Source organism: Shewanella oneidensis MR-1, assembly GCF_000146165.2.
GTDB classification, from domain to species: domain Bacteria; phylum Pseudomonadota; class Gammaproteobacteria; order Enterobacterales; family Shewanellaceae; genus Shewanella; species Shewanella oneidensis.
In genome coordinates, this window is the sequence record NC_004347.2 from 529393 (window position 1) to 541706 (window position 12314).

Genomic DNA, 12314 nt, shown 5'->3' on the forward strand with positions numbered 1-12314 from the left:
TCACTTGCCACTGGGTGAACTTTATCCGCAATTGATACTATGCTCACACTATATTTCTGCATTTATGGAAATTTGGTATTGAAAATCCTGCTCCAAATAACTATTATTCTAGAAAATTCGAAATGTATTGAGGTTAACAATGAATCCAGAGCTCATCACTATGCTAAAAGAAACGGCAAATATGTTTGCGTTTCTTGCACTTGAGTTAACCTTGTTATTCCTCGTGATAAGTTATCTCGTTGGTATGCTGCAGGAGTTTGTTACCCCTCAAAAAGTGCAGTCCATTTTGAGTTCGCGTAATGGCAAAGGTTATTTAATTGCTGCGCTGCTTGGATCTATCACGCCATTTTGCTCTTGTTCAACGATCCCATTTTTAAAAGGTCTACTCAGGGCTCGTGCGGGTTTTGGTCCAATGATGGTGTTCCTATTTGCCAGCCCATTATTGAATCCGATTATTATTGGATTATTTGTCGTCACTTTCGGAGTTAAAGTCGCGGTCTTTTACTTTGTGATGGCAATGGGAGTATCTGTGATCGCGGGCTTTACACTGGAAAAGCTGGGATTTGAAAGATATATCCGTAAAGAGGCCTACGAACAACAAGAGTTAGGCGCATCTGCTGGGAATAATAAGCAATCTTCTGCTCCATCCTCTTGCTGTGATACAACACCAGCTCCAGTTGCATCCTCTTGTTGTGGGGTAACATCTGAGCCAGTTACATCTTCTTGCTGTGGAACCCAACCTGCGCCTGTTGCATCCTTATGTTGTGACGATCGTTCGTCAATTTTACCGCCGCAGGTGCGCACAGAGCATCGTTGGTTACGCGTTTGGCGCACAACGTGGAAGGACTTTAAGCAAGTATCACCCTATCTTTTTGTTGGGGTGTTACTCGGCTCATTTATCTATGGCTTTATCCCAACAGAATTCATTGTTAACTACGCAGGCGAAGCCACTTGGTATGCTATCCCTCTTGCGGCGGTTATTGGCATTCCTCTTTATATTCGCGCCGAAGCGGTTATCCCGCTCAGCGCGGCATTAGTCCAAAAAGGTATGGCGATGGGGTCTGTCATGGCATTAATCATCGGTAGTGCCGGTGCCAGCATCACAGAAGTGATTTTGTTAAAATCAATCTTTAAAAATCAAATGATTGCCGCATTTCTAGGTGTTATTTTAGCTATGGCTATCGCCTCTGGATTTCTTTATGGTTTAGTCTTTTAAGTAAAAACTAAATAAAGCCTGTTAAACAATAACCTAATACGCTTTTGATGTGTCTTTAAGTGGCGCGAATGGAGAGCTTGGGATAGTGGTCTAACTGTTAGACATGGACGTTGTTCTACAAGGACACGCGTTAGCAAAGAGGTCAAAATACGACCTTATCTAAAATAAAAACCCCAGTGAAAACTGGGGTTTATTGTTTGAACTGGCTGACGTTATTTAACCATAACGAACAAATTAACGCGTTATTTGATAAACGCGAAGGCATCGCCGTAGAGATGGGCTTCGTCTACTCCCATTTCGCGGAAGATTTCGCGGGCGGCGCCGACCATATCGAAACGACCGGCGATATAGATGTCATAGCCGTTGAGGCTAATAAAATCCTGCCTGATTTGCGCGAGCAGATTGGCGGTTTTACCTTGCCAATTAGCTGTGGCCTCTTCAACAACGGGTACAAAGTGTAACCAAGGATGGGCATCGTGCCATGCGCGGGCGATGCTTTCGTAGTACATGGCATCTTGGGTGCGGCAACCCCAATACAGCGTGGTCTCAACCTGTTGGCCAAGGGCGATTTGTTGCTCGACAATACTCTTAATGTAGGAGAAGCCAGTGCCACCGGCGATCAACAGGCGAGGGCGAATACTCTCATGGCGTAGATGAGCGTCGCCACCTGGCGCTTCGATATCGATATGCGTGCTATTACGCAATCTTTCAACCACTTGCATAGGATAGCTTTCGCTGACTGCCGCGCCAATATGCAGCTCAATCACCTCGGCATTAGGGGCTGAAGCGATAGAGAAGGGACGTTTGTCTTTTTCACCCATCACAACACACAGGTATTGCCCCGCCTGAAACGCTAAGGGGGTTTCGGGCGTTAACCACACCTGATAAACGGCATCGTTAAAGGGGGTTACTTTCTCTATCTTACAACGTATGGTTTTCATCAAACTTCCTTTGCACCTTTTTTATCTTGTTAGAGGTGTCGCATTAGGGCCATTCGCGGCCAATTCTCTTGGCTTAAGTGGGGACTTACGTGATTACTTAAGCTGAATTATAGGGAACTGTTATTTATTTAGCATGTGCATGTATGTTGGTTCATTCTTGTAGGCATTTATTCATTCATCCGTTGAGATAGAGCTGCTTTAAGGCTTTTTATTTTTGGTTTAATCATGCGTCTCATCACGGGGGATAACTCTAACCATCTTTCATACCAAAAAATGGCTAAGGTAAGGTCTTGTGGAATATCTGCTGTGCCTTCTTCATACATTTCGGCAAGGTCCCTTGCGGCGGCATCGCTACCTTGTTCAGCCGCCTTGCCGCGCCATAATATGGCTTGTGCGAAGTCTTTTTCGAGTCCACCTTCACCTGCTTCATACATGAGTGCGATTTGATAGAGTGCCCAATAGTGATTTTGTTCGCCCGCTTTGCGATACCAAAAAAGTGCTTCGGTTTTATCCTCACAATCCTGTGCCGTATAATACTGCGCCTCTGGATCTCCATGTTCAGCTGCAATACGCCTATCCTGCTTTTTCTCTGATGTTTCAATATACTGCTCAAGATGCTTTTCATGTAGAGAACAAACAGTTGCTATACAAAAGACACTGTGTGGTGCAGGCTTTAAACATAGAAGCCAATTTTCATCAGCAGATTTATAATGTCCTAGATTGGTTTCGTTATTCCAATTGGTTGGAGTCGTTACTGTTTTAAGGGTAGCGATTAGGGGCTTCATTGTTCCTGGGACAGAAAACATCACACCGTAATTGTCCAGTTTTGATACTTGCTCTAGGTTTATGCCTACTTTTTCAAACAAAGCATTAAGCAGGGTGACCAGTTGCTCTTGTGTATCAATACGCATGAACATTTCCTTTTTACGATATCCCTAACTCATCCCAAATTGAGTCGATTTTTTGTTTAACCTTAGGGTCCATTACTATCGGGGTGCCCCATTCGCGGTTGGTTTCGCCTTCCCACTTATTGGTGGCATCGAGACCCATTTTTGAACCTAAGCCCACTACAGGGGAGGCAAAATCGAGGTAATCGATAGGGGTGTTATCGATCATCACCGTATCGCGTTTAGGGTCCATACGGGTGGTAATGGCCCAAATCACATCGTTCCAGTCGCGACAATTGACATCGTCATCAACCACCACAATAAATTTGGTATACATAAACTGGCGCAGGAAGGACCAAGCGCCCATCATCACCCGTTTAGCGTGGCCGGGATATTGTTTGCGAATGGAGATCACCGCCATCCGGTACGAACAACCCTCAGGCGGAAGATAAAAATCAATAATTTCAGGGTATTGCTTACGCAAGATTGGCACAAACACTTCGTTTAATGCGACCCCAAGCATGGCGGGTTCATCCGGTGGACGGCCAGTATAGGTGCTGTGGTAAATCGGATCTTTACGGTGAGTAATATGAGTCACGGTAAAGACAGGGAATTTATCCGTCTCGTTGTAGTAACCAGTGTGGTCGCCGTAGGGGCCTTCTTCGGCCATTTCGTTAGGGTCAATATAACCTTCGAGGATAATCTCGCTGCTGGCTGGCACTTCTAAATCGCAGCTTAAGGCTTTGCAGACTTCGGTGCGCTCGCCGCGCAGTAGTCCCGCAAAGGCGTATTCGCTCATAGCATCAGGCACTGGGGTGACTGCGCCTAAAATGGTTACTGGATCGGAGCCTAAGGCAACAACCACAGGGTAACGTTCGCCGGGGAATTGTTCTTTAAAATCAGCAAAGTCGAGCGCGCCACCACGGTGGGAGAGCCAACGCATAATGAGTTTATTCTTACCAAGCAATTGCTGACGGTAGATGCCTAAGTTTTGGCGGCTCTTACGCGGCCCTTTGGTGATGGTTAAGCCCCATGTGACCAGCGGCGCCACATCGCCTGGCCAGCAATGCTGAATCGGTAACTGGGTTAAATCAACATCATCACCGGTTTTAACCACTTGCTGACAGGCAGGATTACGTACAGTCTTGGGCGGCATATTCAAGGCTTGCTTGAACATAGGGATTTTTGAAATCGCATCTTTAAAACCGCGTGGTGGCTCGGGTTCTTTTAAAAACGCCAATAGCTCACCGACTTCGCGTAGCGCTAACGGATCATCTTTACCCAGCGCCATGGCAACGCGTTTGGGTGTACCAAATAGGTTGGCCAGTACTGGCATGGAGTGATTGGTGGGATTTTCGAACAGAAGTGCAGGGCCTTGGGCGCGCAGAACGCGATCGGCGATCTCTGTCATTTCTAAATGAGGATCAACGGGGTAGCTAATGCGTTTGAGTTCGCCATTGGCTTCCAGATGATCAATAAAGCTGCGTAAATCCTTAAAACTCATGTGGAAATAGCCTCTGCAGTGGAAATCCGTGTGGCGCGCACTATAGCATTTTTCTGTTTTAGGGTTAACCTATTCAGTGATCTTCCAGCGTTGGAAGCGTAAAATGCTTGTCTTAGGTCTATGTTTATTTGACCCGTGCTCGGTATCTCGAGGTTTATATGACGCTATCTTCATTCCTTGTTAAAGATAAATGCCTTCAACTTCAATCAGTTTACTTAAGTAAGCCGGCTGTGCCTTGGCATAAAACAGGCTTGGCCCTGTCTTTACTCGGCGCATTGTTGATCGGTGGACTAGCCGTGCCAGATTGGGCTATTGCGGGGGATCGAGGCACAAATGATCGCTATAGCGAGAGTTATGGACGCCAAGATAATTACTACAAAAAGCATCATAAACATAGTGATAGCCACCGTTACTATCGCCCTTATTACCGTCCTTATTATCCTTGGGGATTGGGTTTAGGGGTTGGCTTGGCGACGGGCTGGAACCTTGGCTATGGCTGGAATGATGGGGTGTGGAATGACGACTGGCGTTGGAATCGCGAGCGTTACTGGCATTCACCCTATTCGGGCATCGGCTTGTCGATCCCGACGGGCTATGATGATACGCCAGTGGCCATTTCTGCGCCTGTGCGTGTTACCACCAGTATGCAATATTCACCAAGCGAAGGTCGTATGGTGTCGAATATGCCATCGAATAGCGCAACTGTGATATCGGCGGCTTCGACGGCGAGAGCATCAACAGTCTCAGCGGAGCAAACTGTCGCAGTTCCCCGTGCACGAGCGGCTCGTAGCGTGTCGAGTTTGCCGAGCAATGCCAGAATCGTCCAGCAAGATGGCCGGACCTTGTATGAATGGCAAGGTACACTTTATGCCTTTGATTGGAATAGCCAAACCTATCAAGAGCAGTTAGTGAAATAACTTATTCCTAGGGCGTGTTGACGTTTCAGGGTTATTTTTGCAGCAATTTGGCTGGCGTTTATGCAAGGCAAAGTCCGTGCAGTGTAGTTATTCTACATAAACGGACGATAACGCAGCAGAAACGTCAGCCAAATGCTGCCCGAAGGGTTCGTCTGGCAAGCTCTTGCTGTTACTTTCGGTCATAAGAGCCGCTTGTCATTTGGGTAGAATAACGACACATCATTCCTCGTTTCGCTAGCACGAACTTGCCAGAACGAACAAAATCTAATCTCGAAACGTCAACACGCCCTAGCAATGCTTTTATGACAGGAGCCCCGAGTGGGCTCCTGTTTTTTCAGCCTGTAGTCGATTTATTGAATCGTGTAGAAATTACTGGCGGCTGCCCAATGCCGGTTTTAGTCTTTACGCTGCGCATCTTGGTATTAAGCGGCAGCATTCCATTCGTCGCCTACACATTCATGTCTTTAACCCCGTTGAATGGTGATATCGGCAATATAGCCATGTTCTGTGGCGAGTAGCGCCTGTTTGAGCATGCCCGCGGCTTCATCGGCGGACATAAAGCTTGAAGTATCTACCGATTTGCCGCTGCTTGGCCAAAAGCCGGTATCCATACCGCCGGGATAAACGGCAATCAACTTCATCGGGCTTTGCTTTAGCTCTAAACGCACCGATTCGATAAAGCCCCTAACTGCCCATTTTGCCGCGCAGTAGGTTGACTCGCCCGCCTTAGCTGCAAGGGCGGCGGTAGACATGACCACAACAACTGTGATTGCTTGATTTTTATAGCGTTTCACCAGCTCGCGCACTAATAGAATGGTTGAGGTGACATTGTTATTCAGCAGTGTTTTGATCTCGCGCGCGCCTTGGTTTTCAAGGGCACCAAAGTAACCACTACCAGCGCAGTGGATAACAGTTGCTGGCGAGTCGGTGAGGCCATCAAACAGGGCTTCGACACTTGCTTCATCACTTAAGTCTGCAGCAATCGCCGTAATAGCTTGTTGTGAAAATGGACTCAGGGCATTGGCCACTGTATGCAGGCGGTTTGCATCGCGCCCGGTTAAGGTGAGAGCTTGGTTATCCTTGGCATAGAGTGCAGCGAGTGCGGCGCCTAAACCACTGCTTGCGCCAGTAATCAGTATCATCTTTACCTCTTAATTCTATTAAGAAATCTCGATTAACGTAAATAGGGGTTGGTCAAAGGCGACTTCATCACCCTCTTTCACCCAAATAGCGCCAATGATGCCATCGCGTTCGGCCTCGATGGGATTTTGCATCCGCATAGCTTCGATAATGCAGAGCGTGTCTCCCTGAATGACCCTTTGGCCAACGCGTACCAATGGTGCATCAGCGAGGTTTTTCGCAGCATGAAAGGTGCCTACCATAGGAGAGACTTGCACAAAGCCTTCAATCACAGGCATGGCATTGCGGGATTGAGTGGGCTTTTGGGGCTGTACCGAGGGCTGTGTGGAACTTATCGCGCTACCTTGTGCGCTCGCGGGATTCGGGCTGTAGCGCGTAATGCGGATAGACTCCTCACCTTCGGAAATCGCCAGTTCTGCAATTCCTGATTCCTGTACTAATTCAATCAGTTTTTTAATTTTCCGCAGGTCAACGGCCATCGTTTGATACTCCCTGTGCCAGCTTTTGCTGTCCGTATTAGGTCGCGGACTTCAGTCTTTTAATTGCCGCTGTTAAAGCAAATTCATAGCCTTGGGCGCCAAAGCCGCAAATCACCCCAATCGCCTTATCGGACAAATAGGAGTGGTGGCGGAAAGGTTCGCGGGCATGCACATTGGATAAGTGCACTTCGTAAAAGGGAATGTCCACCCCAAGTAGTGCATCGCGCAGGGCAACACTGGTGTGGGTAAAGGCCGCGGGGTTGATAATAATCATCTGTGCATCGGTGGCATGGATAGCGTTGATCAGCTCAAATTCGGCGTTCGATTGAATATGTTCAAGCTGCACGCCAGCAGCCTGAGCTTGCTCATTTAGCTGGGCCACAATATCGGCTAAGGTTTGATGACCGTAAACACTGGGCTCTCGGCGGCCAAGGAGATTTAAATTGGGGCCATTGATGAGCAGAACTTTATGATTCATTACGCTTTCCTTTTACGACATGCCTTAACAGATGGAATGCCATTAACTTAACCTGTTCGGGCGGATTTTGCATTATGAATGTCGTTACCGCTTAAGTTGGCTCAATCCAACTTAAATTGGCGCATCGCTTTAGTGGCGCCGCGTTGCTTTTTTGTGTCTAAGCGTTTGGTTTGGCTGCTTTTGGTTGCTCGGGTGGGGATACGTTTTTTGGCGACATCCGCGACACTGGCAACTAGCGCAATAAATTGCACCAAGGCGGTTTGTCGATTGGCATCTTGGCTGCGACTGGCCTGGCATTTAATGATGATTTTGCCGCTTGCTGTAATCCTATGGTCAGCTTTTTGCAGCAGACGCTGCTGATAAAACTCGGGTAAGGAGGAATTTTTGATATCAAAAATCAATTGCGCCGCGGTGGACACTTTATTGACATTCTGCCCGCCAGCCCCACTTGAGCGGATAAATTGCCACTCGATTTCATTTTCAGGAAGTTCCACACGGTTTGAGATTTTTATCATGGCAGACTTAGGCATGGATTGAGAAGCTGGCAATAACTGCTTATGGCTTTTCAATAGATTTGTTATCATCGGGCGCATTCTTGCAGGGCAGGAGTGTTTGCCCGTTCGCAAAATAGTGTTCTCGTTTCGGAGTGCCTTTATGTTATGCCAAATCCCCGATATTGCTAAGGGTGTTATTAGTCTTTTTGCTAGTGGTCGACTCTCTTCTGCCGATTATCGGACTCGTTTACAGCCAGCAATTAAAAGTTACCGCAAGGATTGGGGGCAGGTTTGCCTGTATATCGAGGCAGACGTTTTGCTTGAAGGTTGGGAATTTGAATCGTTAACGGGCAGTGGCGAAGTGCAACTGCCAAATTTTGAAGCCCTAGTTTTTGTGGGCGGCCCCGATTGGGTGGGTAATGCGGTGCGTTTACTCGGTCCTTTTATGCAGGGCGAGGTGGCTTGGTTCCCCTTGGAGCAAAAAGCCAAAGCGATCGCTTGGATTGCTAAACGTTCAACGTTTTAATGGCCCAGTGGGTATAACTGATAGGGAATGAATGATGTTTTTGTTGAAATTGATGACTACCAAACCGAAAGTAAAACTGGGCGCAATGGCCTTAGCGTTAGCCTTTACCGCGGGCTTAACTGCCTGTGCGCCAGAGGTGGGTAGTGACGCTTGGTGTAAGCAAATGAAGGAAAAACCTTCGGGTGATTGGACGGCAAATGAAGCCGCTGATTATGCCAAACACTGCGTATTTAAGTAAATTTTTCAGGTGAATAGCATCACAGCTTGGCTCGTGCTGACTTGCAAGCTGTGAACTTATGTTTAAAATGACTGTCAGATATTTGCACCAACCCTTACTGAATTGTTAATAGGTGATATTTGATTTCGACCGCTAAGCCATTCTTTAGCCGAATGGTGACCCTACTGATAGCCATAATCGTGCTGCAATTTGCGGGCGCGAATTTGGGTGCGCATCAGTTACATGCGGGCAATGGCGTTGAAGAAGCTGAAAATCATCCTCACCTGCAATTTAGCGTACCCGTTACCACCTTAGCTGAATGTGTGGATTGTGTTTGCCCAAATGAACAGACATTTGGATCTCATTCTGAGGTATTTGGCGAAGCAGCACTCAACGAGAGTATCTCAGCAGCAAGTGCGAGTGGTCACTCACATTTAGTACAAATCACAGAAATTCAAGATTTTGATCTTTGCCTCGACTGCCAATGCCACGGCGGTCATCTGGCCTTGCTATCCCATTCTGAAAACCAAGCTCTAACAGCACTTGAAACGGCTTACGTGCCAACGGATTTAACCTATTTCCCGCCTGATCAATTACCTAAATATCGTCCACCCATAGTTTAACTTTCAATATCTGCTTATCGCTGGCTGCGCTTCGTAAGTGCTCGCCGTAATAAGCCTTTTTATTTATCCCCAAAGCATCGATTTTTGGCCTTTACGGCCTAGCTCGCGCTAGCGCATTGAGCTTAATCGACATTTTGCCTAAGGGATGCATTCGATTGGTACTTATACGCCTATTGCGTGGGACCAATCCTATTTCGATATTGTTAGGAATTGCGATGAAGAAAACCATTATCGCCCAAACACTGTTTGGTTTGTTGAGCACGCTAGTGCTCGCTGCTGGACAGGTTTCCCAGGTTGTTGCAGCAAATTCAGTTTTACCAGCCCAAGCACCAATGGCTGTTGGCCCTTTATTGGCCGAAGGCGACCCATTCACCCCAGACACTCAAGCCTCACTTAATCAGTGGTTGCCTGAGTTACTCAAACAAATTAATCAGTTGCCGGAGGTCCAAGCACAAATTGCTCGGCAGCAACAGGCAGAGCTTGCCATTGCGGCGGCGGATCGCGCCGTTTATAACCCTGAGCTTGGACTCAATTACCAAAATTCGGAAACCGATACCTACACCGTTGGCTTGAGCCAGACCTTAGATTGGGGAGATAAGCGCGGCGTGGCAACTCGCCTTGCACAACTTGAAGCCCAAATTCTGTTAGCGGACATTCGCTTAGAGCGTAGCCAAATGTTGGCTGAGCGTTTATTGGCATTAGCCGAGCAGGCGCAAGGCCAAAAGGCACTGACCTTTGCAGAGCAGCAATTAAGGTTCACTCAAGCACAGCTCAATATTGCCGAGCAGCGTTTTGCAGCGGGAGATTTATCCGATGTTGAGTTGCAACTGCTTAAACTCGAACTGGCAAGCAATACCGCCGACTATGCCTTAGCCGAACAAGCAGCCTTAGTCGCCGAAGGTAAAGTGATTGAGTTACTTGGGGTTGATAAGCTCAAGTTTAGGGAGTTTATCTCTGAAATTGGCCAATTTGTGTCGATGATTTCACCCAAGGCGGAATTACCTGCATTAACCAGTGCCCATCAACAGGTGTTGTTGGCTAAGGCGAATGCCTTGAAGGTCAAGGCGGATACGGCGGCCGATCCCACCATCAACCTTGGCCTCGAACGGGAAGGCACTGACAACAAGCTCGGCATTGGTGTGGCTATTCCCTTGCAGGTTCGTAATAACTACAGTGAGTTACAGTCTGCTGCCGACAAAGGCATCGCCATCGCGGAGCAAAACTACCTTGCCCGTGAGCGAGTGCTAACGGCCAAACAGGCACAATTTAACAATGCCTTACCCCGCTTATTAGCACGTTATCAAGATTGGCGTGAGCGAGTTGAAGCCTCAGGAAGTAAAGCGGCTAAATCCTTAAGTGAACAGTGGCGTTCGGGTGATGTGAGTACCAGTGAGTATTTACAAAGTCGGCGTCAGCTTGCGGCCAGTTATTTGGTGGGTTTAAACCTCGAAACGGCGATTTATCAGAGCTGGTTAACCTGGATGGGGGACAGCGGTCAACTGCAGCCTTTTATTGACAGCTTTCCATCCACTTCAACCACTAACGCCGTGCCAGCAAAGTCAATCGTGAGGTAACACTAATGAATTCAACTACTCAGAAATCTTTTTTCCATTCTTTAGGCAATGTGTCTGCCACGGGCTTCACATCAGTGTTTACGCCTTCCCGTTTAGCGCTGGCGCTGATGCTCACCTCGTTAATCTTGATTGTGCCCACGCCTACGTTTGCTGGAGAAGGCCATGATCATGCTGCTGAAAAGCAGGTTAACAACACCGCTAAGAATACTGCTGTCGAGCAAGCACAGGATGATCATAGCGAGCAAGCATTAACCTTTACGCCTGCGCAGTTGGAGCTGGCGGGAATTCGCCTGTTACCCTTGAGCAGTGACAGCTTAAGTCTGACCAATTTAAACCTCGATGTTCGAGCGACGGCCACGTTAGTGGTTGACCGTGATAAAACGGCAACTTTAGCGCCACAGCTAGATGTGCGTGTTCAGGCGCGGCATGTGGTTCCTGGTCAAGAGGTGAAAAAAGGTGAACCCTTGCTCACCTTAGGCGGTGCAGAAGTGGCTAAGGCGCAGGCGGAATATATCAATGCGGCCGCAGAATGGAGCCGCGTGCGCCGTATGAGTGAAGGTGCAGTGAGCGTCAGCCGCAGAATGCAGGCTCAAGTCGATGCTGAGTTGAAGCGGGCAATTTTAGAGGCGATCAAAATGACCTCGGAGCAAATTCGTACCTTAGAGAGTAAGCCTGAAGCTATTGGCAGTTATCAATTGCTGGCGCCTATCGATGGTCGTGTGCAACAGGATATCGCCATGCTAGGGCAAGTGTTTAGCGCAGGCACGCCATTAATGCAATTGACCGATGAGTCGCACCTTTGGGTGGAAGCTCAGCTAACGCCAGCTCAGGCGGTCAATGTGAAGGTAGGCGCCCCAGCCTTGATCCAAGTGGGAGATAACACCTTAGCAGGCAAGATTATCGGCCGCTCCCACGAGTTGGATAGCGTAACACGCACTGAGCAAGTGTTAGTCAGCATGCCAAACCCTGATCATATCTTGCATGCGGGGCAATTTGCTGAGTTGTACTTTGCTGATGCCTCTCAAAACATCGCCGTGGCAAGTGGATCAGGCGCCTCATCGGGAATTGTACTGCCCGATGCGGCATTAACCCGCAGCGGTGATGGTGATTGGCAGATCTTTATTCAAGATGAAGATGGTTTTGAAGCCATTGAGGTGGAGCTGGTGCAGCGTCAACGCGGCTTGAGTTTAGTGCGCGGCAGTGAGCTGGATAAAGCGCGGCAGGCACAGTTAAAAGTGGTGGTAGAAGGCGCGTTCTTCTTGGCGTCAGAGCAGGCTAAGGCAGGTTTTGATATTCATGCCCACTAACGGTGATGCCT

The 12314-nt window shown here is 48.0% G+C and carries 14 protein-coding genes; 7 read left to right on the forward strand and 7 right to left on the reverse strand.

The features are described from left to right. Positions 1–139 precede the first annotated feature (139 nt). On the forward strand, positions 140–1216 hold the full coding sequence (locus tag SO_RS02405) for a permease (RefSeq protein ID WP_011070848.1): 1077 nt from the start codon (positions 140–142) through the stop codon (positions 1214–1216). Positions 1217–1458: 242 nt separating this feature from the next. Here SO_RS02405 and fre read toward each other — a convergent pair whose 3' ends face one another. The 3 genes from fre to ubiD all read right to left on the reverse strand — a co-directional run bounded on the left by fre (position 1459) and on the right by ubiD (position 4548). After that, entirely contained in the window at positions 1459–2157 is a 699-nt protein-coding gene (fre, locus tag SO_RS02410) for an NAD(P)H-flavin reductase (protein WP_011070849.1), read from the reverse strand. A 167-nt stretch (positions 2158–2324) separates the two neighbouring features. Next, positions 2325–3068 carry a tetratricopeptide repeat protein gene (locus SO_RS02415; RefSeq protein ID WP_011070850.1) on the reverse strand — a complete coding sequence of 248 codons (744 nt, stop codon included), beginning with the start codon at positions 3066–3068 and terminating at the stop codon, positions 2325–2327. Positions 3069–3081: 13 nt separating this feature from the next. After that, entirely contained in the window at positions 3082–4548 is a 1467-nt protein-coding gene (gene ubiD, locus SO_RS02420; protein ID WP_011070851.1) for a 4-hydroxy-3-polyprenylbenzoate decarboxylase, read from the reverse strand. Positions 4549–4706: 158 nt separating this feature from the next. Here ubiD and SO_RS02425 point away from each other — a divergent pair, with 158 nt between their 5' ends. Beyond that, positions 4707–5465 (forward strand): hypothetical protein, encoded by a 759-nt coding sequence (locus SO_RS02425; protein WP_011070852.1) that lies wholly within the window; start codon positions 4707–4709, stop codon positions 5463–5465. Positions 5466–5929: 464 nt separating this feature from the next. Here SO_RS02425 and SO_RS02430 read toward each other — a convergent pair whose 3' ends face one another. From SO_RS02430 to arfB, 4 genes are all read right to left on the reverse strand, one after another. Further along, complete coding sequence (locus tag SO_RS02430; protein ID WP_011070853.1) at positions 5930–6607, reverse strand: SDR family NAD(P)-dependent oxidoreductase; 678 nt, start codon at positions 6605–6607, stop codon at positions 5930–5932. Positions 6608–6625: 18 nt separating this feature from the next. Next, complete coding sequence (gene accB, locus SO_RS02435; protein ID WP_011070854.1) at positions 6626–7084, reverse strand: acetyl-CoA carboxylase biotin carboxyl carrier protein; 459 nt, start codon at positions 7082–7084, stop codon at positions 6626–6628. Positions 7085–7121: 37 nt separating this feature from the next. Then, a complete protein-coding gene (aroQ, locus tag SO_RS02440; protein WP_011070855.1) occupies positions 7122–7562 on the reverse strand; it encodes a type II 3-dehydroquinate dehydratase in 441 nt (146 codons plus the stop codon). 101 nt (positions 7563–7663) lie between these two features. Beyond that, a complete protein-coding gene (gene arfB, locus SO_RS02445; protein ID WP_011070856.1) occupies positions 7664–8092 on the reverse strand; it encodes an alternative ribosome rescue aminoacyl-tRNA hydrolase ArfB in 429 nt (142 codons plus the stop codon). Positions 8093–8216: 124 nt separating this feature from the next. Here arfB and SO_RS02450 point away from each other — a divergent pair, with 124 nt between their 5' ends. The 5 genes from SO_RS02450 to SO_RS02470 all read left to right on the forward strand — a co-directional run bounded on the left by SO_RS02450 (position 8217) and on the right by SO_RS02470 (position 12303). After that, on the forward strand, positions 8217–8582 hold the full coding sequence (locus tag SO_RS02450; protein ID WP_011070857.1) for a SpoIIAA family protein: 366 nt from the start codon (positions 8217–8219) through the stop codon (positions 8580–8582). Between the two features lie 34 nt (positions 8583–8616). Next, a complete protein-coding gene (locus SO_RS02455; RefSeq protein WP_172966574.1) occupies positions 8617–8820 on the forward strand; it encodes a DUF3012 domain-containing protein in 204 nt (67 codons plus the stop codon). A 152-nt stretch (positions 8821–8972) separates the two neighbouring features. Next, complete coding sequence (locus SO_RS02460; RefSeq protein WP_164925815.1) at positions 8973–9422, forward strand: hypothetical protein; 450 nt, start codon at positions 8973–8975, stop codon at positions 9420–9422. Positions 9423–9637: 215 nt separating this feature from the next. Further along, positions 9638–10996, forward strand: a complete 1359-nt coding sequence (locus SO_RS02465) for a TolC family protein (protein ID WP_011070860.1) — start codon at positions 9638–9640, stop codon at positions 10994–10996. 5 nt (positions 10997–11001) lie between these two features. Then, complete coding sequence (locus SO_RS02470) at positions 11002–12303, forward strand: efflux RND transporter periplasmic adaptor subunit (protein WP_011070861.1); 1302 nt, start codon at positions 11002–11004, stop codon at positions 12301–12303. Positions 12304–12314 lie beyond the last annotated feature (11 nt).

Bases quoted from the DNA above. Each gene is read 5' to 3' on its own strand.
- SO_RS02405 (WP_011070848.1), top strand. From the start codon at position 140: ATGAATCCAGAGCTCATCACTATGCTAAAAGAAACGGCAAATATGTTT.
- fre (WP_011070849.1), bottom strand. From the start codon at position 2,157: ATGAAAACCATACGTTGTAAGATAGAGAAAGTAACCCCCTTTAACGAT.
- SO_RS02415 (WP_011070850.1), bottom strand. From the start codon at position 3,068: ATGCGTATTGATACACAAGAGCAACTGGTCACCCTGCTTAATGCTTTG.
- ubiD (WP_011070851.1), bottom strand. From the start codon at position 4,548: ATGAGTTTTAAGGATTTACGCAGCTTTATTGATCATCTGGAAGCCAAT.
- SO_RS02425 (WP_011070852.1), top strand. From the start codon at position 4,707: ATGACGCTATCTTCATTCCTTGTTAAAGATAAATGCCTTCAACTTCAA.
- SO_RS02430 (WP_011070853.1), bottom strand. From the start codon at position 6,607: ATGATACTGATTACTGGCGCAAGCAGTGGTTTAGGCGCCGCACTCGCT.
- accB (WP_011070854.1), bottom strand. From the start codon at position 7,084: ATGGCCGTTGACCTGCGGAAAATTAAAAAACTGATTGAATTAGTACAG.
- aroQ (WP_011070855.1), bottom strand. From the start codon at position 7,562: ATGAATCATAAAGTTCTGCTCATCAATGGCCCCAATTTAAATCTCCTT.
- arfB (WP_011070856.1), bottom strand. From the start codon at position 8,092: ATGCCTAAGTCTGCCATGATAAAAATCTCAAACCGTGTGGAACTTCCT.
- SO_RS02450 (WP_011070857.1), top strand. From the start codon at position 8,217: ATGTTATGCCAAATCCCCGATATTGCTAAGGGTGTTATTAGTCTTTTT.
- SO_RS02455 (WP_172966574.1), top strand. From the start codon at position 8,617: ATGTTTTTGTTGAAATTGATGACTACCAAACCGAAAGTAAAACTGGGC.
- SO_RS02460 (WP_164925815.1), top strand. From the start codon at position 8,973: ATGGTGACCCTACTGATAGCCATAATCGTGCTGCAATTTGCGGGCGCG.
- SO_RS02465 (WP_011070860.1), top strand. From the start codon at position 9,638: ATGAAGAAAACCATTATCGCCCAAACACTGTTTGGTTTGTTGAGCACG.
- SO_RS02470 (WP_011070861.1), top strand. From the start codon at position 11,002: ATGAATTCAACTACTCAGAAATCTTTTTTCCATTCTTTAGGCAATGTG.